The following is a 21,617-nucleotide window of genomic DNA, read 5'->3' on the forward strand; positions in this document are numbered from 1 at the left end:
GGCAAATAGGCGGCAAGAGCCCGCTCGTGGATAATATAGCGCCACTCGTTCCCATATCAGCTGCGCGAGCCACTCCGGCGGCTAGCTCTCCGGACCCTCCAAGCGGAGACGGAATTTGGTGAAATCGGGAGGGAAAGGAAACCCTCCTCGCGGATCGGCCGCACCGCTGACGCTGGCGCTCAACCGCCTGGCTCGCGATCCCGGCCGCGTCGTCCTTCGCAGGGCTGATAGCCCCGCTTGGCCTGCCGAGCAGGGATGCTCGACAGGCAGTTGCACCGGCCCGTCCGCTCCGCGGGCCGGGGGATGTCTTCGGAAAGAAGACGGAGAAGGACCCGCGACCGGCGTGGTCCGCAACCCCGAAAACGGAGCATCCCAATGGAACTCAAGTTTGTCGATCCGCGTGCGCTGAATGAGAATCCCGACAAGGCACGGCGTTCGAAGTCCAGCCCGCAGGCGGACGCCCTGCTGCTTGCCACGATCAAGGCCGTCGGCATCGTGCAGCCGCCTGTCGTCGCGCCGGAAACCGATGGCGGCAACGGCTATGTCATCGACGCCGGGCATCGCCGCGTGAAGCAGGCGATCGCGGCGGGCCTTGAGGAAATCGCCGTGCTAGTGATCGAGCGCTCCGAGGACGGCGGCGCCATGCGCTCGCTGGCCGAGACGCTCGCCCATGAGCAGCTCAATCCCGTCGACCAGTGGCGGGCGATCGAGCGCCTGGTCGCGCTCAACTGGACCGAGGAGGCGATCGCCATCGCGCTGGCGCTGCCGGTCCGCCAGATCAAGAAGCTGCGGCTTCTGGCGAACGTGCTGCCGGCCATGCTCGATCAGATGGCCAAGGGCGACATGCCCGATGAGCGCCAGCTTCGTACCATCGCTTCCGCCGCGCTCGAGGATCAGAAAGAGATCTGGAAGAAGCACAAGCCGTCCAAGGCCGATCCGCAGGTCTCATGGTGGGCTGTCGCGCAGGGTCTGACCAGGACCCGCATGTTCGCCAAACATGCCAGTTTCGGCGACGATCTGGCCCAGGCCTACGGCATCGCATGGGTCGAGGATCTGTTCGCCCCCGCCGATGAGGACAGCCGTTATACGACCGATGTCGACGCGTTCCTTGGTGCACAGCAGGAGTGGATGACGAACCATCTGCCCAAGCGCGGCGTGATCGTCGAGGCCGGCCAGTGGGGCGAGGCCAAACTGCCGCCCAAGGCCGAGCGGATTTATGGCAAGCCCGGCAAGTCGGATCATACCGCTATGTATCTCGACCGCGATGGCAAGGTGCAGACAGTGGCCTATCGCATGCCCGAGGTAAAGAAGCCGAACGGCAAGGGGGCCGCGTCGGACGATGCCGGCGACACAACGGTCGTGGCCAAGTCCCGCCCGGACGTGACGCGCAAGGGGATCGAGATGATCGGGGACTTCCGCACCGACGCCCTCCATGACGCTCTTGCCCGCGCGCCGATCGAGGAGGACACGCTGATGGCGCTGCTCATTCTCGCCTTCGCAGGCAGGAACGTCTCGGTCGATTCCGGTTCCTCGGACACGGTGTATGGCCACGCGCGGCTGGAGCGCCATGCAGCCCTTCTCTTCGGGGAAGGCGGCAGGCTCGACTACGACCGTGAGACGCTCCACCAGGCCGCTCGCAAGGTTCTGATCGAGGTCCTCTCGTGTCGGGAGAACCGCACCAACAGCGGCATCGTCGCTCGGGTCGCCGGCGACACCATTGGCGCCGACGGCTTCCTGCCGAACATGGGTTCGGACGAGTTCATGTCGTGCCTGTCGCGGCCGGCACTGGAAGCGTCCTGCAAGGGCACGCCGGTCCTGCCGCGGGCCCGGGTGAAGGATACCCGCGCCGCCCTTGTCGAGCACTTCAAGGAAGGTACGTTCGTCCATCCTTCGGCCCTGTTCGCGCCCGACGTCGCTGAGCTGACGAGCTGGGCGACCCGGCATGCGGCGCCGGACGAGGATGACGAGGGCAGCGTGCCGGAAGTCGACGAGCTCGACGGCGATCAGACCGAGGCCTCCGCCCACGATCATCCGGTCGATGACCACGACACCGTCGAAAACACCGAAGCCTGGCGTGTCGCCGCCGAATAGGCCGCCAATCCACATCATCCCGAACCATCCCCGCCGTCGGCAGTCGCGCCGGCGGCGGTTCCGTTTCCACCATGAGCATTGGAGACCACCATGTCCGCTCAACTGATCTACGATCTCGCCCCGCTCGGTTCCATCATCCGCTACTCCGACGGGGCACCGCGCCCGCCGGAGCGCCATCGCAAGAAACTCTCGGCATGGGAAAGCGCCAATGGCGGCGGCCGCCTGATCGGCAAGACGCCAGCCCGGCAGACTCCGCAGTATTCATCTCCCGCGCATTTCACGCTGCATGAAGGCGACTATGGCAGCGGCGGCGTCATCGTCCTGCGCGTCCACAAGAGCTTTTCGGTCGATTGCGGTCTTAAATTCGTCGTGACCTCCCGGCCCGCATCGGGTTCGGTCCGGGTCTTCGACCGTGCCGGCGAGGGCGCCGAACTCGTCCATCTTGCCGCCAGCCGCCAGGACGCGGAGGTCTGGCTGCAATCCCATGGATATCCGAACGCTGTGCTCGAGGACGTATCCGCCAACACCGTGGCGGCCGACGTCGTCGAGGGGAGGGCGGCATGAACGCCCCTCAATCCGAGGCAATGACCGACAACACCTCCGGATTCCCGGAAGTGTATTACGGGCGAACGAGCGATGGCCTCTTCGCGGCGCTGGTTGGCGAGAATGCCTTTGCGATGATCCCTCGCCAGAACGGCGAATACTATCTCGGCCATGCCTGGAAGCTGCCTCTGCCCATCTACGAATGGAAGCAGTCCAGCTTCTATGGTCACGGCGGGCAGCTCGACGGCAAGGCGGCGTTCCGTGCCCGTGTCGAGGAGAATGCGGAGCATCAGCGGCAATTGCGTAGATTGGCCCGTCGCAGCATCCCGGCTCGGCACGCAACCCCCTGGGGGCTATCGGATCATGCCACGCACTATGCCGAGGGCATCGTCTGCCATTCGACCCCGAGCTATGGCGGGTTCCATCTCGACCCTGACCGCAATGCTCATATCCATCCCCTTCTGAGGAGCGCCGACTGCTTCTACGAGGAGGATTGCTGCTGGGCGGCCGTTGCGAAGGCCTTTCCCGATCTCTTCACCGATTTCGAGAAGCGGTGCGCCGAGGAGACAATCCGGCACTGGTATCCCGACGCCTGGCCAAGATCCCTCACGTCCACATCTAAACGATTGCTGGAGGCCGCGTCATGACGATTGCAGAGCACATCGCCATGCTGGCGCGCATGGAAGCTGCCCGCCGGGAGACGCATGCCCATCTCCGGCTGATCGAGCGGCAGATCGTGGCGCGTGCGGAGCGCCTGATCACCACCTTCCGCGCTAGATCACGCGACTACCGGAAGTCCAGGTCGACATGGAGCCATGCCGACGAGCAGCTCTACCAGGCCACGCTGTCGGAGCTGGCCTTCTCCCGACACCGCGAGGTCGATGGGCTGACACGCAAACTCGCCCGCCAGGATGCGGCGATCGCCGCCTTCCGCCGCCGCCACGGTCTGTCGGAGGCCGATCCGGAGCCGGATATGGCGGGCCTCCGCGCGGCCTGATCCGTTGCAGCGCATCTCCATGCGCGATTCCGCGTGCCCCGACCTGCGATCGGGAGGGCAGCCCTGTCGGAACGTGTGGCGGGGCTGTGCGGGTAGCCGGGCAATGTCCGAGTAGAGCCCCTGTGGCGGCTGTCCGGTCGTGATGCCGGCGGAGCGGATTGATCTGTCGGAGATCCTCTCGCAAGCCAGTCTCATGGGACCGACCCCGTGCCGGTCTTTCCGGCGGGTTTGCTGCGGTCTGAACCAGCGGCTGGCCCCTTCAAGGCCGCTATCGCGCCGCGGAGCGGCCGGCGCCCGCCGATCTCGGCAAGGCCGGCCCGCGTCCCGCGCAGGGTCGCAGACCCCGCTTGCCCGCAAGCCAACCTTGCTCGCCTGGCAGGCCCCGGACCCTGAAGCGTCCAGCTTCCGCCGGTTCCTTTCGACCGCACCCGCAGGGAAGACCGGCACCGGGCCGGATCGCCCAAAGGGCATCGCTAGAAAGGAAGGCTCAATGTCCAGTTCAACCCGCTCCACGAAGACCAAGGCTCGCGTCGTCCAACTCCGCAAGGGGACCACCCTCGAAATGGTGCGCCTGTGCTGCCCGGACGCCAATCAGTCCGCACTCATTTCCGAGAGCTTCGGACTTGCCGTCCTCGACAGCGACGGTATCCGGGACTTCCACGAGCGCACCCTGATCGAGAGCGCCGACGCCCTCTCCGAGGGTCTTTCCGATAAGGCCATGCAGATCCATCTCCAGCGCATCGTCGGTTCCTATGTTGGGTCCGCTTTCGGAGCGGGGCAGTTCTACTCCAAGGCCGTGACCGAGGCCAAGGACGCGACCGCCCGGCTCGCCAACGACATGCGCGACGAGGATCGCGACGGCCCGGTCGGGTTCGACAGCGCCGCCCAACGCAAGCGCGAGTTCGCTGCCGACATGGGTATCCAGGCCCACGCTCTGCGCATGGCGGCCGAGGGCATGGTCGCGGCCTACGAGCACGTCGTCGGCGAGAGCTGGAAGCCCTATGAGCGCCAGGCCGATAATCCCGGCCAGACCGTCAGCCGGCAGGCCGCCGACCTCCAGATGGCCGCTCTCGGATAGCCGATACGGGCGGGGCTTCGGCTCCGCCCTTTCCTTGTCCGTTTCTTCGCTGGCCGGACCCAATGGGGCGTCGGCCTTTTTTCTATGTTGCGGCCGACGCCGCTGGCTTGCGCGGGACCGAGAGGTAATGAGGGAAGCAGGAAGACCCATGGCGATACCGGCGCAATCGCGGCCGTCACGATCGGTGGCCCTGCTCCGGTCCTCGCTCCGCGAAACGGCGAGGCCGTCCTCCACTGTCGTTCCGGCCCGGCTGCGACGTCTCTCCTTCTTCCGATTGATCCTCCCGGGTTCGCGAACCTGCGGTCCTCCGCGGTCGGACCTCGTGACGGCCGCGATCGGCGCGGCCTCGAATGGAGGTTCTGATGATGAACAGGAAAGACAAGAAACACCGTGTCGACATCTACGCCAAGATCACCGACCGCATCGTCGCGGATTTGGAGAAGGGTGTTCGTCCGTGGGTCAAGCCCTGGAGTACTGCCAACACCGCCGGTCGCATTACGCGGCCGCTGCGCCACAATGGAACGCCCTACCAGGGCATCAACGTGATCCTCCTGTGGTCGGAGGCCGTCGCACGAGGCTTCGCCTCGCCCATCTGGATGACGTTCAAGCAATCGGTCGAGCTTGGCGGGCATGTCCGCAAGGGCGAGACCGGCTCGACCGTCGTCTATGCCAGCCAGTTCACCAGGACCGAGACCGACGAGCGTGGCGATGAGGTCGAGCGCGGCATCCCGTTCCTCGAGGCCTATTCGGTCTTCAATGTCGACCAGATCGAGGGACTGCCGGATCACTATTATGGTGCGCCGCAGCCGGTGATCGATCCCGCCACGCGCATTGCCCACGCCGATACGTTCTTCGACGCGACAGGCGCCAGGGTCGTCTATGGAGGCACGAAGGCGTTCTACGCGCCCTCATCCGACCACATCCAGCTTCCGGTCTTCGAGAGCTTCCGCGATGCGGAATCCTTCGTTGCCGTCAGGGCGCACGAGACCATCCACTGGACAGCTCCGGTCCACCGGGTCAACCGCGATCTCAGCCGCTACCACAAGGATCGGAGCGAACGCAGCCGCGAGGAATTGATCGCCGAACTGGGGTCGGTGTACCTCTGCGCGGACCTCGGCATCGTGCCGGAGCTCGAGCCGCGGCCGGACCACGCCAGTTACCTCAAGTCCTGGCTCGAGGTGCTCTCCGACGAGAAGCGTTTCATTTTCTCGGCCGCCGCGCATGCGCAACGCGCAGCCACCTACCTGCATGGTCTTCAGCCGGCGGCCAGGGTTGCGGAGGCGGCCTGATGCCAAGGCCGACCGTTGCCGTCAGGGAACTCCGCCGTGGGCCGGTGTATGATGGGAGGCCGGGATGGGGATGGGCGCCTCTCGCCGTACGGAGACCCAGGCGGTGATGCCGATGAAGAGACGCCCGTCTTCATTCCGGTTGTTTCTGCGACGGGCACGCCCACCTGCGTCCTCGATGTGGCTGGTCTGACCGAAGGGCGATCTCGCTGCGCTCGGTCTCGCTCTTATCCCCGCAACGTCGGTCTCGACTTTCTTCCCCTGGCCGCTGCGCGTCCATTCCTTGCGGATCAAGAAAGTCTCTTCCCGCCGCCCTCCATTTCATTCCGGCCCCTCGGGGTGCGTGTCGATCGCCTCCGGTCTGTCGACCGCCATCGAGGTCGCGATGGTCGCGGCCCGAGAAAACAAAGGAACGAGACAATGGCTACCATCGGCACCTTCACCTCGACTGGCAACGGCTTCACTGGCACGATCAAGACCCTCAACCTCAACGTCAAGGCCAAGCTGGTCCGCGTCGAGAACTCTTCCGACAAAGGTCCGCACTTCCGCATCTTCGCGGCAGCCAACGTCGAACTGGGCGCCGCTTGGCAGAAGACCTCCAACGAGGGTCGCGACTACCTCTCGGTCAAGCTGGACGATCCGAGCTTCCCCGCTCCGATCTATGCCACCCTAGTCGAGGTGGAAGGCGAGGAAGGCCTGCAGCTGATCTGGTCCAGACCGAACCGGGACTGAGCGCCACCAGCATAGGGCCCCGCCATCCGGGCGGGGCCTGATGCTTGACGCCGCGGTCAAAAGGGATGTCCGGCCTTAGCTGTGAAAGGACCGCCGAGACTGGCTTTCGAGCCGAATATCGGCTATACAAAAGAGCAAGTTATTGGAGCCTGGAGCATGACCTCAACGCTAGTGGAAAGCCCCGTTGTCGCGGATCGCGCGCACGCGTTGCGGCTTGCCAAACAGGTCATCAAGACCCTCGACCAGACACAGCTTGAGCCTATCGTCGCAGCGATGCTGACCGATGGTCACAAGGCTGCGCTTTCGGCAATGGCTGTGTCGCGAGACGAGCCGAACCTCTTCGAACAGTTCCTCGTCCTGTGTGAAGAGGCCGGGCTGTTGAGCGAAGCGGATTGCGATCAGCTGGGCGATGCCTATGTCGAAGCAAGGCGTGCCCGTGCCGCTTGATGAGTGACCCATATTTTTACCCGGGCACCACAGTCCTCATCAATCATTTCAACATCAGGGATCAGGCCAAACTCGATAGCAAGGAGCGTCGAGAAACCCTGAAGACGTTGAAGGGTCTGTACGACAATCCGGTCAAAGCCGAATTCGGACTCGCGCACCTGCTGGAAATACACCGGCGCATCTTTGCCCCGGTGTATCCGTTCGCCGGCGAAATCCGCCGCATCGATATGGTCAAGGCCGAGGAGAAGCTGGGCGGCGGCAGTGTCGAGTACGCGCCGTTCCATCTGGCGCGCCTCCAGGCCGAGCACTGCCTGAAGCAACTCAATGCCCGCGACTGGTCGGGTCTCAGGGACCTGTCCCGGCCGCAGGACATGGCCGCATTTGCAGGCAACATCATCGACGTGTGGAAGGTCCATCCGTTCCGGGAGGGCAATACGCGCACGACTATGACCTTCATGCACCAGTTTGCGGCGGCCAAGGGCTTCGCGCTGGACCGTCAGTTGATCCGTGCGAATGCTGAATATGTCCGTCACGCGCTGGTGGTCGGCACCCATGGTGAAACCCATTATCTGACACGCATCCTCACCGACGCGCGCCAACGCGAACATGCGCGCGAGCAGAGCCAGGCACGGATGGAGGCCCAAAGCCGCACCGACATTGGGCAGGTAGAACGGGCTGCATTGCTTCCCGGCCGGACCCTCGCCACGGAAGTTCCGAAGGTCGAGCTGCTAGAACGGATCGCCGCTTCCGAAAGCGCCACCGAGGCGATGAAACGCCTTGTCACCACGGCAAAGACGGTATTTACCGACTACCGGCCGGTGGTCGAAACTATCAGGAGTGCCGCTTTTGACGGCGAGATCGGCGATCGGCAGATGATTTTGGAGCTGCGGGATGCCCCAGAACGGTTCGGGCCGCTCGCGGGCAAGGGCGCCATTCTTGCGAGCCGGCAGGAGCGGGAGGCGCATCGCAACGCTGTCGCTGCACAGTCCGCCCTTCGCGGGATCGCCGAGAGTTACCTCAAGATCGTGCATGGTATCCGGCAGACGATGCAGCAGCACCGTCATGACGAAGTGCGGCGGGCGAGCGTGGAGGTCCCGCGGCCGAGCGATCAGCTCATGAGCGCGCTTGATCGGGGTGATGTGCTCTCGCCCGACCTCAAGGTCGAATTGCGGCAGACTACGAGCGCATTCGAGCGCCGTTTCGGCGATGATTTGGCCGCATTGCGCTCGGGCAAGAATCTGGGTCCACTTGCCACTAGGCACGGCGTCGATGAGAAGCAGCTCGAGGAAGCGAGAGGCGTACTGAAAGCGCTCGACAGGGCCCAGGCTCAGGTGCGCACCAGGGCACAATTACGGTCTCTCGATAGGGGTGGCCCTATCCGATAGTTTCAAACCCTCTGGACGAGGCATTCAGCTATGCCTGTCGACCGGCCGTGCGCGGTCGGTCAACCTCCTTGGACTTCGCCTTTGTGTCGCACTTCCACTTGTAGAAGGGATTATGTGTATCTGCGGAAATCAGGCGAAACCGCCGTTCCGAATTCAATATGCTTCAGGATACGCCCGACCTCCCGCGCCGCCTTGATTGGCGCAGGCAGTTTCTGGTCGAACTGCGTGCTGTTCCAGTTGACCTTGGTCAGCGCCAGAACCTCTCCGGCAATCTTGGTGATGGCGCTGTCGCAGTTCTCGTGCGGCACCAGCAACAATGGACGCGGAACCCGCAGTCCCGGGAACGTGCCATAGTACGGCACACTGCCGCGCGTGTAGAGCAGACCCTTTCCTCGAAGATCGACAAAGGTGCCCCGCAATACCGGGTAATTCCCGTCGCGAAAAATGGCGATCGGCGAGCTTTCCTGGACCCAGACTAGATCGCTGAGGTCGATTCCGGCGCGGTGCAGCGCGGCATCGATTCCTTCAGCCTCTTCCGCCCTGAACCTGGAGGTCTTCAGGATGACGATACGCGCGGGGACATGACGGTGATGGGCCTTATAGGCAGCAATCGACTGGGTCACCAGGTCATCGGCATCCTCAGCCGTGAGATAGGGATGACGGCCCTTAGACTCCGTTTGCGCACGGGCGCCGCGCAGAATGAGACCGCGACCGCGCTCATCGAACATCTGCGCTGTACTGGTCCAGAGCTGCTGGCCATCAACGTCACGGTAGAAGCCGATGCCGAGAAAGCTGGTCCGCAGGCCCGCATCATCCGGCAACAGACGCCACGGGACCTTTCCCGCCTTGTAGAAGAGAGCGTTCAGCAGATTCCAGGCGCGGGTTGCTTTGGCCTGCGTCTGGCGGTTGCTGCCACGTTTCACCTTGCGCGGGATCTTGGCAGCGTCGTCCCATGTATCAGGCCAGACAATCTGCGTCGGCACATCGAGGTGCAGCGTCTTTGCCTTCAGCAGGTCACGAAAATTCAGCAGGCCGTCCCTGTCATCCTCGTCTTCATCCTCCGCTGCCTCTCCCTCCTCGCTCTTTGCGTTCACCAGCTTTTCGATCAACGCAACGGGCAAGGCTAGGACGATGACGTCCGGCTTGACGCTGCTTTCGATCAGGGCAGTCAACTGCTGCGAAATCATCTCCACGGCCTGGCGCACGGCCTCGTCATGCCGGCCTATGGCCCGGATGTCGTTGACCTGGCTGCGAGACAGCGTACCTGCCGCACCATCCGGCACCTCAAACTTGCAGCGAAACGGATTCTGATTGCCCAGACCCGGAAAGTCCGGGTTCAGGTTGATCAGCTGCTTGCCCTCACTTTCGATGCCCCGTCCTGTTTCATCAAGAAACTCCGTGAACCCCGCGACCGTATCGTCGGTGCCAATCACGCCCACGCGCACCACTTCACCCGAACGGGGCTGAAGCGGCCCGAATTCGCGTAAGCCCTGCCGCGGATCGCAATGCTGCCCGCCGTCGCCGAATTCCAGAACAGGTTCATCGAACACGCGCGTCCTGAATGTCATGCGGACAGCCCTTCCTCAAACAGGTCCGCAGCTTCCATCTCCCTGGCTCGAGGGTCGGTACGGTTCCACGTATCTTCAGGAACGGCCTGCGCCAGTTCTATCAACGGCAAATGCTCGAAACCAATGAGATGATCGTTTGCGCCCGTTTTCTCGAAGAGGTCATCTTTTTGCACGGCGCTTTCCGCAAGAAGGCTTTGCCACATGATGACTTGCCCACGCACCGCCGCGTTACGTTCGAGCCGCTTCTTCCCGGCCAGCAATGCGCCGGGAAAAGGATGCGGAATGAACCCGTTGCGCGTGAAATAGAACGTCGGATCGATAACGATGAACCACTCATCGCCAAGCCGTTCAAAGCGAAAGTTCGCGGCGTGGTGACGGACATAGCCCGGCTTGTCGGGAAATTTCTTGTTCGGATAATAGCCCACCACCCTGGCCGATGCGTCTTTCACGCTTGAGGCGTATTTGTAGCGGCGCGATTTGTTGACCCCCAGGGCATGGAAGTAAAACAGCCTCTCCTTGGCAAGATGGCTGATCTGGCCGGATATCTGGCGCACGACACTGCGGCGCAAGAGATCGATCGTGTCATTCGTGTCATCGGGATCATCGTTCTGGGTGAAGAGCGCGGTCTCAACCGCTTCGACCTGATCGAGGTCGACAATGGCGCTTGTTCCAAACTCTCTCGGATCGAAGAAGGATACAAAACGCCGCTTGCGAATGACCCAGTCGAAGCGCGTGTTCTTCTGCTTAAGCAGATCAGGTATGGCGTCTCTGCCTGTGCCGAACGGTGACGAGGCCACGAATATCTCGTCCGGCGGCCGGATACGCATCATGTTCATGATGGCGTTCTCGCCCGTATTCAGAGGCGGGAGATAAACACCGGGCGTATGCCGGTCGATCGTCAAAGCGGCCAGGCGGTCGGCGCAACCGGGACCAAATACATCTTCGTCCTTGTCGAACCGAAGACGGCGCTCATCACCGCGCAGGCTGTCTGTCACATCCTTCCAATACGCGGATCCGTCGGATTGTCGCCACAGCACGATGATGACCGGGATGTTGTACCTGCGCCAATAGGCGAGATCGTCTGCCTTCAGCACATACTCAAATTGGCGGTCGGTCTCCCGAATATACTGGCCCCTTGCCGTCGCCTTCACCTGGACGCCCAACAGTTTTCCAAGCGGGGCGCCGCTGCGCGGATCGCGCAACTCAATCAGGCCGTCGGTTCCGGCCTCCAGCCTGCCACGGTTCTCATAGATGAATCCTGTTTCGAGCACGATCTTCTTGACCGCAGTCTCGCCAAGTTCACCCAGAACCTGGTTGTCGGTGATTCTCTTGCTCATGGCGCGAGTATAGGCGCTTTCCTGCTGCCTGCGAGCAGATTGTTCCCGTTATGTTTCCGCATCCCCACATTTCACAGCAGCGCGCGTCACTACGCGGCCGGGCTGTCGTGAAGGAACCGCTTTGCGGCGTCTGCCGCCTTTCGGCTTCGATCTCTCGCGTATCTGAAGGGGGTGGTTTCGACGCAAGCAGACCTTCTCGTTGGAGATCGCCACGTCTGTTACAATCATGCCGTCACCCTACCCGCCGTTCGGCAATGGTCAGCAACGGTCCGAATACCGAAATCATACTTAGAGTCCTTGCTGGCAGCCACCCATGTGGGCGTTGTCGTAATGCTTGAAGGAACCCTTTTCGTCAGCGAGCATAGTTGTGTGAGCGGCCGACGTCAGGCGGCCAAGATACAGAGCCCCGTGCCGTCCCTGTTTTCCACACCGCCAACGGCGGGGCGGAGCGAAGCGGAGCAGGCGAGGGGGCTGAACGCGCTTCCCACATTGCGCCGAAGAGAAGCCCCCGAGCTTGTGGTAAACGGGGGCGGGACGGCTTCCGTTTTAGCTAGGATCCAGCCGCTCCCGTCTTCGGTTGAAAACCGCTCTTGCCGACGAGCGCAGCCATTTCCGGACGGCGGAAGTAGATGGCGCGACCGCACCGCAGCGGCGGATTGCCACCGGTCAGGATGATCTGCTCATCGGCGCGCATTTGGGTGACTTCATGCGGCAGGATCAGCGGGCGTTGCGAGAGCTGTTGGGAGCGGGTGCGGGACGAACCCATGTCGCGCGAGGTTCGGCTGACCTGGTTCACCTCCACGGTGGTCATGCCGCAGCGCTCGGAGATGTACTTCGCTGTCTCCGGATCGTTGATGGCCGAGAACGACACCCAGGACGCGGACTCGAACCACTTGGAGGTCGCATCACGGCCGCCAAAGGCTTCGCGCATCTGACCGAGTGACTGGAACAGCATCAGCAGGGTGATGCCATATTTGCGGCCAGCATCGCGGGCGGTTTCGATGATGCGCATGTAGCCGAGGCGGGCGGCCTCATCGAGAAGGAACAGGGCGCGTTCCTGCATGTCTCCGTTGCGATTGTAGATTGCCTTGAGGAACGCACCGATGATGACACGGGCCATGCCGGGATGATTTTCGAGCGTCGACAGATCGATGTTGATGAACACCGTCGTGCGCCCGTTGGCGATATCGTCGGTCCTGAAAGTGTTGCCCGACACGATGGCTGCGTAGCTGTCGTAGGAGAGCCAGTGCGTCTCCTTGGCGGCGGTCGCATAAACGCCGGAGAAGGTTTGCGGCGTCATGTTGATGAAGGGGGCGATGACCTCCTTGACGAACCGGGAGGTCGAGCTTTGATAAAGATCGGCGAGCTTTTCCTTGAGCGTTTCTTCCGGCTCGGCGAGCCGCGCGCGAACGACGCGTAACGACCGTTCGCGTTGCGTATCGTCCGGATCGGACAGCATCACGTCGGCGATGACGCCGGTGATGAGCTGTTCGGCCGAGACGCGGAAGAAATCGTCAGCGCCAGAGGTGACGCGCGGCTTCTCCGACATCAGCCAGGCCGCCACCGAGGCAATGTCTTCCTCTGGCGCATTGCCGAAGCGGCCGATCCAGTCGAGGACGTTGAAGCCGATGTCGGGGCGTTTCGGATCGAGAATCAGGACGTCCTGCCCATGCGCCTCGCGATGCGCGGCGACCATAGGGGCAATCTCGGTCGAGGGATCGAGGACGATCAGCGAGCCCTTGAACTTGAGTGCGGTCGGCACGACCACGGAGGTGGTCTTGTAACCGCCGGAACCAGCGAAGACGATGCCGTGGGTCGAGCCGAAGCCGCAGTCGAAGCAGACCAGCGGTGACTTTCCTCCCTTGCCCCACGTCTCCTTGCGGCGCGGATCGAAGTTGATGCCGGCGACGGCATCCTCGTCGACGCGATAGCGTTCGCCGAGCACGATACCGCCGCTTTCAGGAAAGAGACGAGCGATTGTGGCGCCGTTCATCCAATGGCTGTCGCCATGGATGGCGCGACGGCCGGAGAGCCGTTTCGGACCTGTCGCTCCAAACGCGGCATTGCCGCGCAGCGCAACCCGCAATCCGAACATGCCGGCGACGAAGGCCGTCGCCGCGCCGCCGATGGGGTAGAGGTCGAGGTAGGAGAATATCGTTCCTTCGGGCACATGGCTGGCGAAGGTGGACAGGCGCGTCATCTCGGACAACGCTGCGAAGGCGACGGCGGCAAGGCCGCCGATCAGGACGCCGAGGCCGGCCGACTGAATTGCAAGTGAGCCATTCGCGGCGAACAGGAAGATGACACCGATCGCGGCGGCAGCTGCATAGGGCAGGGCAAGACCGATCCGCCCAAGCGTCTGATAACTCTCCGGCGAATTCCCGAATGACGCAAGCCAGGTCTCAATCCCCTGGAGCGCGAGCACGATCCCCAACATCATCAATGCCGGTGCGGCCAGCAGCATCAGCTTCTTTGCTGTCATTGTCGAATATCGCCTTTCCGATTGCTGCCCATCGGGCCCGCTCTTGCTTGTCTCCGAGCTGCCCGGCAGCCTCGACTAGTGCGCCTAGGATGACGGCGCGATCCTCGCTGCGAAGCCCCGCCTTTACGACGAGCCCGCCGAGCTGGATCTTCTCGCGCGCATCCTTCTTTCGGGCTTCCGTTTGTGACGCCCGATAGCGGCGTTCATGCATCAGAAGCGTCCGCTTGAGAGCGAGCAGCCGGCTCGGATGCCTTCTGCTTCGTTCTCGTTTGAAATCGCTTTGCCATCTCTTCGAAGCCTGCGACCAGCTCTGTGTCGGACGCATTCACGTCGCCCAATCCGGCCTTTAGCGCGAGCCGGCCGATGCGTTCGGCCTCCTTGGTCTCGGCAAGCTTCAGCTGCTCCTGCAGGCGTTCGATTTCCTCGCGGATGCGGGAGGAGGGTCGTCTCATCGGCTGGTTCTCCGGTTGCGGGGATGGTCAATGCGATGCGGAGAGTCGCATTGGACGTGCGCGCAGCGCACCCTGCGAAAAACCACAGGTAGGCGAAGCCTACGCATTGCGGGAAGAATCCCGCCGTTCGGAAGAACGGTCCAAGGGCGCAGTAATACGTTTCAAGCAACGTTGCTGCGTTCGGCCCCCGGGAGGGACCGCGCTCGACCGAACTGCATTCGCGTTCGGATCGAGAAAGCACCTGTCCCGTGGCGATCACGCACTTCACGCCCCAACTGATCAGCCGCGGCGAAGGCCGCAGCGCTGTCGCGGCGGCCGCGTATCGCCATTGCGCCCGCATGGAGAACGAGCGCGAGGGCAGGGTGGCCGACTTCTCGCGCAAGCCCGGCATGGTGCATGACGAGTTCGTGTTGCCGGCCGATGCGCCGGACTGGGCGAGAGCACTTGTTGCCGATCGCTCGGTTGCCGGCGCATCCGAAGCCTTCTGGAACAAGGTGGAGGCGTTCGAGACCCGCAAGGACGCTCAACTCGCCAAGGAGTTCATTCTGGCTCTGCCGCGCGAGCTGACGACCGAGCAGAATATCGCAATGATGCGCGAGTTCGTCGCCGAGCATGTCAGCACGCGCGGGCTGGTCGCGGACTGGGTCTATCACGATGCGCCGGGCAATCCGCATGTGCATCTGATGACGACACTGCGGCCGCTGACTGAAGAGGGATTCGGCGGCAAGAAAGTGCCCGTGATCGGAGAGGACGGACGTCCGGTCCGCTCGAAGTCCGGTCAGATCATTTACAAGCTCTGGGCTGGTGACAAGGCGGACTTCCTCGCTTTGCGGGAGGCCTGGTACGCCGCGCAGAACAAGCATCTCGAATTGAACGGCCATGACATTCGTATCGATGGCCGCTCCTATGCCGAGCGCGGTATCGAGCTGGAGCCGACCACGCATATCGGGGTTGCCAGCAAAAACATTCAGCGGGAGGCGGAGGCTGAAGGGCGCGCGGCCAGGCTTGAACGGCTCGCATTGCACGAGGAAACGCGGCGCGAGAATGCACGCCGGATAGAGCGCCGACCGGAGATCATACTGGACGCGATCGCGCGCGAGAAGAGCGTCTTCGACGAGCGGGACGTCGCCAAATATCTGCACCGCTATGTCGATGATCCCGGCCAGTTCGCGAACTTGTTGGCGCGCGTCATGGGAAGCCCGGAAGCCGTGAAGATCGAGGCGGAAGGGGTCGATCCGGAAACCGGCGAGCGACTGCCGGAGCGTTTTGCGACGCGTGACATGATCCGCATAGAAGCCGAGATGGGGAACCAGGCCGAGCATCTCGCGACGAATGGCCGGTTCGGCGTCTCAGTGAGCGCGCGGGCCGAAGTCATTGCCGGCCAGGCGCAGATTTCCGACGAGCAGAGCATCGGCCTGGAACGCATCACCGGCGACGAGCGCCTTGCCATCATCGTCGGCCGCGCGGGCGCCGGCAAGACAACGATGATGAAGGCAGCGCGCGAAGTATGGGAGGCTTCGGGCTATCGCGTTGTCGGCGGGGCGCTTGCGGGCAAGGCCGCCGAGGGGCTGGAGAAGGAAGCGGGCATTGCCTCGCGAACGCTGGCGTCCTGGCAACTTCAATGGGAGCGCGGCCGTCTTCACCTGGACAACAAGACCGTGTTCGTGATGGACGAGGCGGGCATGGTGTCGTCGCGCCAGATGGCGGACTTCGTTTCGGCCATTGCCCATGCCGGCGCCAAGCTTGTTCTTGTCGGCGATGCCGATCAGTTGCAGCCGATCGAGGCGGGCGCTGCGTTCCGCTCGCTTGCCGATCGCGTCGGCTATGCCGAGCTCGGCACGATCTATCGGCAGCGTGAGCAATGGATGCGCGCTGCCTCGATGGATCTTGCCCGAGGCAAAATTGGAGCGGCGATCTCCGCCTATCAGGGGCAGGGACGCCTGGTCGGCATGGAGTTGAAGGACCAGGCGGTAAGTGCGCTCGTCCGCGACTGGATTGCAGACTACGACCCGAACCGATCGAGCCTGATCCTTGCGCATCTTCGCCGCGACGTGCGGACACTGAACGAGCTGGCACGCGGCGCGCTTCTCGAGCGTGGTTTGATCGAGCAAGGCCACGCCTTCCGCACGAAAGACGGCATGCGAAATTTCGTGGCTGGCGACCAGATCGTGTTCCTGAAGAACGAGGGTTCGCTTGGCGTCAAGAACGGCATGATCGGTCGCGTTGTCGAGGCAGAGAAGGGCCGCTTCGTCGCCGAGATCGGAGACGACAAGAGAAGGGTGGACATCGACCAGCGGTTCTATCGCAATGTCGATCATGGCTATGCGACCACCATCCACAAATCGCAGGGCGCCACCATCGATCGGGTGAAGGTGCTCGCGACCCTCTCGCTCGACCGGCACCTGACCTATGTGGCGATGACCCGGCATCGCCATGACGTGAAGCTTTATTACGGACGCCGCTCTTTCGAGAAGGCGGGCGGGCTCATCCAGAACCTGTCGAAGCGTGGGGCCAAGGACACAACACTCGATTTCGCCGGATCGAAGCTCTACGAACAGGCGCTTTCCTATGCCAACAGTCGCGGTCTCTACGGCGCGCGCGTGGCGAAAGCCCTGATCGAAAACCAGCTCCGTTGGATCAGGGAGCAGCGCGATCGGCTCGAGACGGCCGCTGCCAGGCTCTCAAGCCTCATCGGGCGGTTCGACCGTGCCGCCGATCGTCAGGCAGCGGCTGCGGCGACCGCGACTGCCTCGTCCGTTTCCCAGCCCTGGATTCGCGGTATCGCGACCTGGGCCCAATCCATCCCGCAGCTCGTGGAGGCCAAATTGCAATCAGACGCCACACTCACCCATGCCTGGACCCAGCTTCGCGACCGCGTTGCCCAAGTCTATGAGAAGCCCGATGGTGCGATGACTGCGATGAACCTTTCCGCAATCATGGGCGCCAATGAAGCGGAAAGGCGGGCAGCGCAAAGCCGCATCGTCGACCAGCTCGGTCGCGATCCGGAGGCTTTCGGTGCAATGCGCGGCAAGACCGGCATGTTTGCCTCATCGGAGGCCAAGGCCGAGCGACAGCGGGCCTTGAACAACGTTCCGGCGCTCAGGGACAACCTTGCCCGCTATATGCGGCTACGCGCCGAGATCGGAGATCTTCGCACCGTCGAATTGTCGCGCGAGCGCGACCGCAGCCGGGTCGACATTCCTGCATTGTCCGGTTCGGCGCAGAGCGTGCTTGACCGCATCCGCGATGCGATCGATCGCAACGACCTTTCGGCCGCGCTCGGTTTTACCCTGGCCGACAAAATGGTGAAGGCAGAGATTGACCAGCTCAACAAGGCGCTCGACCAGCGGTTTGGAGAACGGGCCTTCCTTGGCTCGAAAGAGGCCAAGGGTCCGGCCTATGACGCAGCCGCGGCACAAGTCGCCGAGGGCGACCGCTCCAAACTGGTCGCAGCCTGGCCGAGCTTCAGTGCCGCGCAGCGCGTTGCGGCCTACGAGCGGGCGCAGCAGCAGACCCGGGCCGAGAGCCAAATCCGCGATCAGGGCATGACCCGATGACGAGACAGGGCAGGGCGCTTGCGATCATCGGCGCCGGCACCGTCCTCCTCGGTTCGATGGCGGCAGCCTTCACATGGGGCGGCTATCGGGTGAACGTCACACCCTCATATCCGTTGGGCCTTTGGCAAATAGAAACGCTGGACCGACCGATTGCGGTCGGCGACCGTATCTTCATCTGCCCGCCTGCCGGTTCCTCCGTCGATCTTGCCCGCGAGCGCGGATATCTGCCGCGCGGGCTGTGTCCGGCCGGGACCGCACCGCTCATCAAGACCGTCGTCGCATTGGCCAGCCAGTCCATCCGTGTCGAGGGCCAGGTCATCATTGATGATGCGCCGTTGCCAGCTTCCACTGTTCATTCCCGTGACGCCGAGGGACGGCCGATGGCCCCCTGGACGGGCGGCGTCGTGCCCGAGGGCGAATTGTTTCTCCATTCCGATTTCGTTGGTTCCTATGATTCAAGATATTTTGGGCCGCTTCCGGCCGCCGGCGTCCTTGGCCTCGCACGGGAAGTCCTCACCTTCACGCCGTAGTCTCCTGCACGCGGCCTTGTTCGTCGCCGGCGGCGTCATCACCGGCGCATTCGGATGGAGCGGGCATCCGCTCGCCTTCGCCGTCGGCATAGCCTTCCCGGCGCTTTGGGCCTTCGCTCCTTCGCGCACGGTTGCGGGTCTGGTCGCGCTGGCGCATTTTCTCGGTGCATCGCGCGGCCTGCCGGTCGGCGCCTCGATCTTTTTCGGCGCGCAGCTCGCCATCGGCCTTGGCCTCTGGCTTGCCGCCTCGCTCATGTTTGTTGCTGTCCATGCTGCGCTGTGGACATCGCGCGGCGGCTGGCGCCGGCCCGTTCGCTACGCGACCGCCGCCGTCCTTATGAGCGTGCCGCCGTTCGGGATTGTCGGTTGGGCCCATCCGATCACAGCAGCCGGAGTTCTCTTCCCGGGCTGGGCCTGGTTCGGCCTTGCCGCGACCGCCGCCCTGTTGCTCGCGATGACGACACGCATATGGCCGATTGCAGCCGGCGTTGCAGCGCTCGCCTTCGCCTGGTCAGCCTCGAGCTGGACGCCGCCGGTCGAGCCGGAAGGCTGGCGGGGCATCGACACCAGGTTCAGGTTCGAGCAGCCCGGCCAGTATGCCGATTATCGTCAGCAGGTCTCGACAATACGACTGGTCGGGGCCGCCGCCGGCGACGGCGCCCGTGTCGCGATCCTGCCGGAAAGCGCCGTGGGCTTGTGGAGTGCCACCACCGAGCGGCTTTGGACGCGCGAGCTTTCCAGCCTCGACATCATGGTCAATGGCGGCGCGGCCATCGTCGATCCTGTCGGCTACGACAATGTGATGATCGGGGTTTCGGGGAAGGGCGCGGAGATCCTTTACAGCGAGCGCATGCCGGTCCCGGTTTCCATGTGGCAACCCTGGACCACCGGCGGGGCGCACGCGCGGTTCTTCGCCAATCCGGTCTTCGAGTTCGCCGGGCTTAAGGTTGCGCCGCTCATCTGCTATGAGCAGCTGATCATCTGGCCCGTCATCCAGTCGATGTTGCATGCTCCGGACGTGATTGTTGCGACCGGCAATGCCTGGTGGACCGGCAACACCAATATCGTCGCCATCCAGCGGTCGAGCGCGCAGGCCTGGGCCTCGCTGTTCGGTCTGCCACTGGTGATGGCGTTCAACGAATAGGAGATAGGGTCATGATCGATGCCGAACTGATTCAGCAATGCGCCGATCCCAGCCTCAAGCTCGAGATCGTCCAAAAGTTCATCGAGGAAGCCGGCGGCGCCGACCATCTGACCGTCACGGTGCGGGCAGGGGAGCGCATCATCCTTGTACCGAAGCCGACCACCGAGGACGAGGCGATGCAGCTCATTCAGCAGAATTTGGGTCAGTCGGTCGTCAAGGTAGGGGTGACACAGTATCCGGCCGGTCTCGGCATTCAGGACAAGTCCGAGCTCAGCCCCGACCTCCTCGATTCCTGCAAGAATATCGGAATGGGCACCGCGCTCTTTGCCAAGGTCTATCGCATAGTCACCGAGTGGCACGGTGCGCCCGCCCAGGAGGCTCTTGACGACGCAATCCTCGCCTACAAGACCGGCCGGTTCGAGGGCCGCCAAGTCTTCTATGAGTCCGACCCTGGCGAAACCGAGCTTGCCAAACCGCAGTCAGCGGAGCTTGGCGAGCGGGTTGCGGCCGAGGGCACCGGGCCATCGGAGCCGTCTCTTTCGGAGGAAGACCCGAACAAGGCCGGTATCCGCATCGATCTCTCCGGAATCAGCAACAACAATAAAGAGCAATGAGCAGCCACATCACCGTCACCATCATGCTTTGCGTATTGTCGTGCGAACCTACCGAAATCCGCGTCTGGGACGGGGATTCCTTGCGGCTCGGCATGACGCAGGAGGCAGAGGCGATCCGAATCTTCAACATCGATGCGCCGGAAATCGAGGGACAGTGTGCCTATGAAAGCGATCTGGCGCAGCACTCGAAGCATAGGCTCGCAGAGCTGCTGGCCGGTCAGCGCGTGGAGATCCTGCGCGAAGGGGCCGATCGCTATGGCCGCACGCTCGCCGTAGTCCGCGTCAACGGACGGGATGCCGGTGACATTCTTGTTCGCGAAGGCCTCGCGCGGACGTGGAGCGGCCGGCGCGAGCCGTGGTGTTAACGAGACGTGCGAGCGTCCAACCTTATGGAACGTTTTTGGAGTGGCCGTTTTCGACCTGGCGTGCTGAAAATGGACCTTCAACGAAGATAGCGCTCAGGCGGGTCGGTCAGGATGACGCGCAGTTGCTTGCCGGGGAAGGCTTCGATGACATACAGCTCGGCGTTCTTGACCGGCGTATCCAAGGGGCAGTCGTTGGACACCCGCAGCGTCTGCTTCGCAGGCAGCGTACCCGCGTCAGGGCTGTAGACCATGGTGCATCGCGTGCCCATGCGATTGCCAGCCTAGTCACTCTACGTCGCAGGGTGGAGCTGTTTTGCTGCGCATGCAGTTGACGCGACCATTGACGCTTGACGTAAAGCGTCAAGGCCTATACGGTCTATGATGCATGATCCTGAGCTATCGAGACAAGAAGACTGAGCAGTTCGCGAAGGGAGAGTTCGTCAAGGCCTTTCAGGGTTTTGAAGATCAGGCAGCCCGGCGGCTGTCTATTCTGAACGCGGCACTCTCGCTCGATACGCTCCGCGCCCTGCCAGGAAATCGGCTCGAAACGCTCAAAAGTGATCGCGCCGGACAGTATTCCATTCGCATCAATCAGCAATGGCGCATCTGTTTCGAGTGGCTGGCCGATCAGACCGGGCCGAGCAATGTTGAAATCGTGGACTATCACTGAGGAAGGAGATCAGGCCATGTTTATGAGAGCCGTACATCCCGGCGAAGTCCTGAAGGACGAGTTGGAAGAGCTGGGCGTATCGCCGACCGAGTTTGCGCGGCAGATCGACGTGCCGCCAAACCGTGTCAGCCAGATTATCGCCGGAAAGCGCGCCGTCACCGGCGATACCGCGCTGCGCTTCGGGCATTGGTTTGGCACCGATCCGCAGTTCTGGCTCAACCTGCAAAGCGCCTTTGAAATCCGCGTCGCGGAAGATAGGGCCGGGCGGGAGATCGCGCGGCTGCCGGTGCGGGCCGGAGCGTCGGGGCCTAACGCCCCGAACGCTGCCTAAGGTCTGAC

General features: G+C 63.0%; 22 protein-coding genes. 16 read left to right on the forward strand and 6 right to left on the reverse strand.

All coding sequences use genetic code 11. The features are described 5' to 3' along the window. The first annotated feature begins 375 nt into the window (after positions 1–375). From R3D65_RS06025 to R3D65_RS06065, 9 genes are all read left to right on the forward strand, one after another. Positions 376–2,091 carry a ParB N-terminal domain-containing protein gene (locus R3D65_RS06025; RefSeq protein ID WP_156715695.1) on the forward strand — a complete coding sequence of 572 codons (1,716 nt, stop codon included), beginning with the start codon at positions 376–378 and terminating at the stop codon, positions 2,089–2,091. 90 nt (positions 2,092–2,181) lie between these two features. Beyond that, positions 2,182–2,655, forward strand: coding sequence for a hypothetical protein (locus tag R3D65_RS06030; protein ID WP_156715697.1), 474 nt, complete (start codon positions 2,182–2,184; stop codon positions 2,653–2,655). Further along, positions 2,652–3,281 (forward strand): hypothetical protein, encoded by a 630-nt coding sequence (locus R3D65_RS06035; protein WP_156715699.1) that lies wholly within the window; start codon positions 2,652–2,654, stop codon positions 3,279–3,281. The genes R3D65_RS06030 and R3D65_RS06035 overlap by 4 nt, the downstream gene beginning before the upstream one ends. Next, positions 3,278–3,631, forward strand: a complete 354-nt coding sequence (locus tag R3D65_RS06040) for a hypothetical protein (protein WP_156715701.1) — start codon at positions 3,278–3,280, stop codon at positions 3,629–3,631. The genes R3D65_RS06035 and R3D65_RS06040 overlap by 4 nt, the downstream gene beginning before the upstream one ends. Positions 3,632–4,121: 490 nt before the next feature. After that, complete coding sequence (locus tag R3D65_RS06045; protein WP_156715703.1) at positions 4,122–4,709, forward strand: hypothetical protein; 588 nt, start codon at positions 4,122–4,124, stop codon at positions 4,707–4,709. Positions 4,710–5,074: 365 nt separating this feature from the next. Continuing rightward, positions 5,075–5,998 carry an ArdC family protein gene (locus R3D65_RS06050; RefSeq protein WP_156715823.1) on the forward strand — a complete coding sequence of 308 codons (924 nt, stop codon included), beginning with the start codon at positions 5,075–5,077 and terminating at the stop codon, positions 5,996–5,998. A gap of 417 nt (positions 5,999–6,415) precedes the next feature. After that, positions 6,416–6,727: a DUF736 domain-containing protein gene (locus R3D65_RS06055; protein WP_156715705.1), complete on the forward strand. Its 312-nt coding sequence runs from the start codon at positions 6,416–6,418 to the stop codon at positions 6,725–6,727. Positions 6,728–6,883: 156 nt separating this feature from the next. Next, on the forward strand, positions 6,884–7,174 hold the full coding sequence (locus R3D65_RS06060; RefSeq protein WP_156715707.1) for a hypothetical protein: 291 nt from the start codon (positions 6,884–6,886) through the stop codon (positions 7,172–7,174). Further along, a complete protein-coding gene (locus R3D65_RS06065) occupies positions 7,174–8,559 on the forward strand; it encodes a Fic family protein (RefSeq protein ID WP_156715709.1) in 1,386 nt (461 codons plus the stop codon). The genes R3D65_RS06060 and R3D65_RS06065 overlap by 1 nt, the downstream gene beginning before the upstream one ends. Before the next feature lie 110 nt (positions 8,560–8,669). On the opposite strand, the gene R3D65_RS06070 is transcribed toward R3D65_RS06065, so the two are convergent. The 5 genes from R3D65_RS06070 to R3D65_RS06090 form a co-directional block, all read right to left on the reverse strand. Further along, positions 8,670–10,127, reverse strand: a complete 1,458-nt coding sequence (locus R3D65_RS06070; protein WP_156715711.1) for a hypothetical protein — start codon at positions 10,125–10,127, stop codon at positions 8,670–8,672. Continuing rightward, positions 10,124–11,464, reverse strand: a complete 1,341-nt coding sequence (locus R3D65_RS06075) for a DUF4365 domain-containing protein (RefSeq protein WP_156715713.1) — start codon at positions 11,462–11,464, stop codon at positions 10,124–10,126. Before R3D65_RS06075 ends, R3D65_RS06070 begins: the two co-directional genes overlap by 4 nt. Before the next feature lie 550 nt (positions 11,465–12,014). After that, entirely contained in the window at positions 12,015–13,946 is a 1,932-nt protein-coding gene (gene traG / locus R3D65_RS06080) for a Ti-type conjugative transfer system protein TraG (RefSeq protein WP_156715714.1), read from the reverse strand. Continuing rightward, entirely contained in the window at positions 13,867–14,157 is a 291-nt protein-coding gene (traD, locus tag R3D65_RS06085; protein WP_156715716.1) for a conjugal transfer protein TraD, read from the reverse strand. The genes traG and traD overlap by 80 nt, the downstream gene beginning before the upstream one ends. After that, positions 14,150–14,398 carry a TraC family protein gene (locus R3D65_RS06090; RefSeq protein ID WP_156715718.1) on the reverse strand — a complete coding sequence of 83 codons (249 nt, stop codon included), beginning with the start codon at positions 14,396–14,398 and terminating at the stop codon, positions 14,150–14,152. Before R3D65_RS06090 ends, traD begins: the two co-directional genes overlap by 8 nt. Positions 14,399–14,646: 248 nt before the next feature. Here R3D65_RS06090 and traA point away from each other — a divergent pair, with 248 nt between their 5' ends. Genes traA through R3D65_RS06115 form a run of 5 tightly spaced genes read left to right on the forward strand, consistent with a single transcriptional unit; the run spans position 14,647 to position 20,608 of the window. Then, the gene (gene traA / locus R3D65_RS06095; protein ID WP_343041060.1) at positions 14,647–17,955 is read left to right on the forward strand and encodes a Ti-type conjugative transfer relaxase TraA; all 3,309 of its coding nucleotides are present in this window, start codon (positions 14,647–14,649) and stop codon (positions 17,953–17,955) included. Further along, positions 17,952–18,485, forward strand: a complete 534-nt coding sequence (gene traF / locus R3D65_RS06100; RefSeq protein ID WP_156715722.1) for a conjugative transfer signal peptidase TraF — start codon at positions 17,952–17,954, stop codon at positions 18,483–18,485. The genes traA and traF overlap by 4 nt, the downstream gene beginning before the upstream one ends. 16 nt (positions 18,486–18,501) lie before the next feature. After that, complete coding sequence (locus R3D65_RS06105) at positions 18,502–19,629, forward strand: conjugal transfer protein TraB (protein WP_246188824.1); 1,128 nt, start codon at positions 18,502–18,504, stop codon at positions 19,627–19,629. A gap of 11 nt (positions 19,630–19,640) precedes the next feature. Further along, a complete protein-coding gene (locus tag R3D65_RS06110; RefSeq protein WP_156715727.1) occupies positions 19,641–20,243 on the forward strand; it encodes a TraH family protein in 603 nt (200 codons plus the stop codon). Next, positions 20,240–20,608, forward strand: a complete 369-nt coding sequence (locus R3D65_RS06115) for a thermonuclease family protein (protein ID WP_156715729.1) — start codon at positions 20,240–20,242, stop codon at positions 20,606–20,608. Before R3D65_RS06110 ends, R3D65_RS06115 begins: the two co-directional genes overlap by 4 nt. A 77-nt stretch (positions 20,609–20,685) precedes the next feature. Here R3D65_RS06115 and R3D65_RS06120 read toward each other — a convergent pair whose 3' ends face one another. Continuing rightward, complete coding sequence (locus tag R3D65_RS06120; protein WP_156715731.1) at positions 20,686–20,859, reverse strand: hypothetical protein; 174 nt, start codon at positions 20,857–20,859, stop codon at positions 20,686–20,688. 134 nt (positions 20,860–20,993) lie between these two features. Here R3D65_RS06120 and R3D65_RS06125 point away from each other — a divergent pair, with 134 nt between their 5' ends. Next, positions 20,994–21,278, forward strand: coding sequence for a type II toxin-antitoxin system RelE/ParE family toxin (locus R3D65_RS06125; protein WP_156715733.1), 285 nt, complete (start codon positions 20,994–20,996; stop codon positions 21,276–21,278). Positions 21,279–21,294: 16 nt separating this feature from the next. Further along, positions 21,295–21,609: a HigA family addiction module antitoxin gene (locus tag R3D65_RS06130; RefSeq protein ID WP_156715735.1), complete on the forward strand. Its 315-nt coding sequence runs from the start codon at positions 21,295–21,297 to the stop codon at positions 21,607–21,609. Positions 21,610–21,617 lie beyond the last annotated feature (8 nt).

The organism is Zhengella sp. (genome assembly GCF_041397485.1).
Classification (GTDB): domain Bacteria; phylum Pseudomonadota; class Alphaproteobacteria; order Rhizobiales; family Rhizobiaceae; genus Zhengella.

What these genes read in the sequence shown, in the direction of transcription:
- R3D65_RS06125 (WP_156715733.1), top strand. Translation starts at nt 20,994, where the DNA reads ATGATCCTGAGCTATCGAGACAAGAAGACTGAGCAGTTCGCGAAGGGA.
- R3D65_RS06030 (WP_156715697.1), top strand. Translation starts at nt 2,182, where the DNA reads ATGTCCGCTCAACTGATCTACGATCTCGCCCCGCTCGGTTCCATCATC.
- R3D65_RS06070 (WP_156715711.1), bottom strand. Translation starts at nt 10,127, where the DNA reads ATGACATTCAGGACGCGCGTGTTCGATGAACCTGTTCTGGAATTCGGC.
- R3D65_RS06130 (WP_156715735.1), top strand. Translation starts at nt 21,295, where the DNA reads ATGTTTATGAGAGCCGTACATCCCGGCGAAGTCCTGAAGGACGAGTTG.
- R3D65_RS06035 (WP_156715699.1), top strand. Translation starts at nt 2,652, where the DNA reads ATGAACGCCCCTCAATCCGAGGCAATGACCGACAACACCTCCGGATTC.
- traF (WP_156715722.1), top strand. Translation starts at nt 17,952, where the DNA reads ATGACGAGACAGGGCAGGGCGCTTGCGATCATCGGCGCCGGCACCGTC.
- R3D65_RS06065 (WP_156715709.1), top strand. Translation starts at nt 7,174, where the DNA reads ATGAGTGACCCATATTTTTACCCGGGCACCACAGTCCTCATCAATCAT.
- R3D65_RS06110 (WP_156715727.1), top strand. Translation starts at nt 19,641, where the DNA reads ATGATCGATGCCGAACTGATTCAGCAATGCGCCGATCCCAGCCTCAAG.
- R3D65_RS06115 (WP_156715729.1), top strand. Translation starts at nt 20,240, where the DNA reads ATGAGCAGCCACATCACCGTCACCATCATGCTTTGCGTATTGTCGTGC.
- R3D65_RS06075 (WP_156715713.1), bottom strand. Translation starts at nt 11,464, where the DNA reads ATGAGCAAGAGAATCACCGACAACCAGGTTCTGGGTGAACTTGGCGAG.
- R3D65_RS06090 (WP_156715718.1), bottom strand. Translation starts at nt 14,398, where the DNA reads ATGAGACGACCCTCCTCCCGCATCCGCGAGGAAATCGAACGCCTGCAG.
- R3D65_RS06050 (WP_156715823.1), top strand. Translation starts at nt 5,075, where the DNA reads ATGAACAGGAAAGACAAGAAACACCGTGTCGACATCTACGCCAAGATC.
- R3D65_RS06055 (WP_156715705.1), top strand. Translation starts at nt 6,416, where the DNA reads ATGGCTACCATCGGCACCTTCACCTCGACTGGCAACGGCTTCACTGGC.
- R3D65_RS06025 (WP_156715695.1), top strand. Translation starts at nt 376, where the DNA reads ATGGAACTCAAGTTTGTCGATCCGCGTGCGCTGAATGAGAATCCCGAC.
- R3D65_RS06045 (WP_156715703.1), top strand. Translation starts at nt 4,122, where the DNA reads ATGTCCAGTTCAACCCGCTCCACGAAGACCAAGGCTCGCGTCGTCCAA.
- traG (WP_156715714.1), bottom strand. Translation starts at nt 13,946, where the DNA reads ATGACAGCAAAGAAGCTGATGCTGCTGGCCGCACCGGCATTGATGATG.
- R3D65_RS06060 (WP_156715707.1), top strand. Translation starts at nt 6,884, where the DNA reads ATGACCTCAACGCTAGTGGAAAGCCCCGTTGTCGCGGATCGCGCGCAC.
- R3D65_RS06120 (WP_156715731.1), bottom strand. Translation starts at nt 20,859, where the DNA reads ATGGTCTACAGCCCTGACGCGGGTACGCTGCCTGCGAAGCAGACGCTG.
- R3D65_RS06040 (WP_156715701.1), top strand. Translation starts at nt 3,278, where the DNA reads ATGACGATTGCAGAGCACATCGCCATGCTGGCGCGCATGGAAGCTGCC.
- traD (WP_156715716.1), bottom strand. Translation starts at nt 14,157, where the DNA reads ATGCATGAACGCCGCTATCGGGCGTCACAAACGGAAGCCCGAAAGAAG.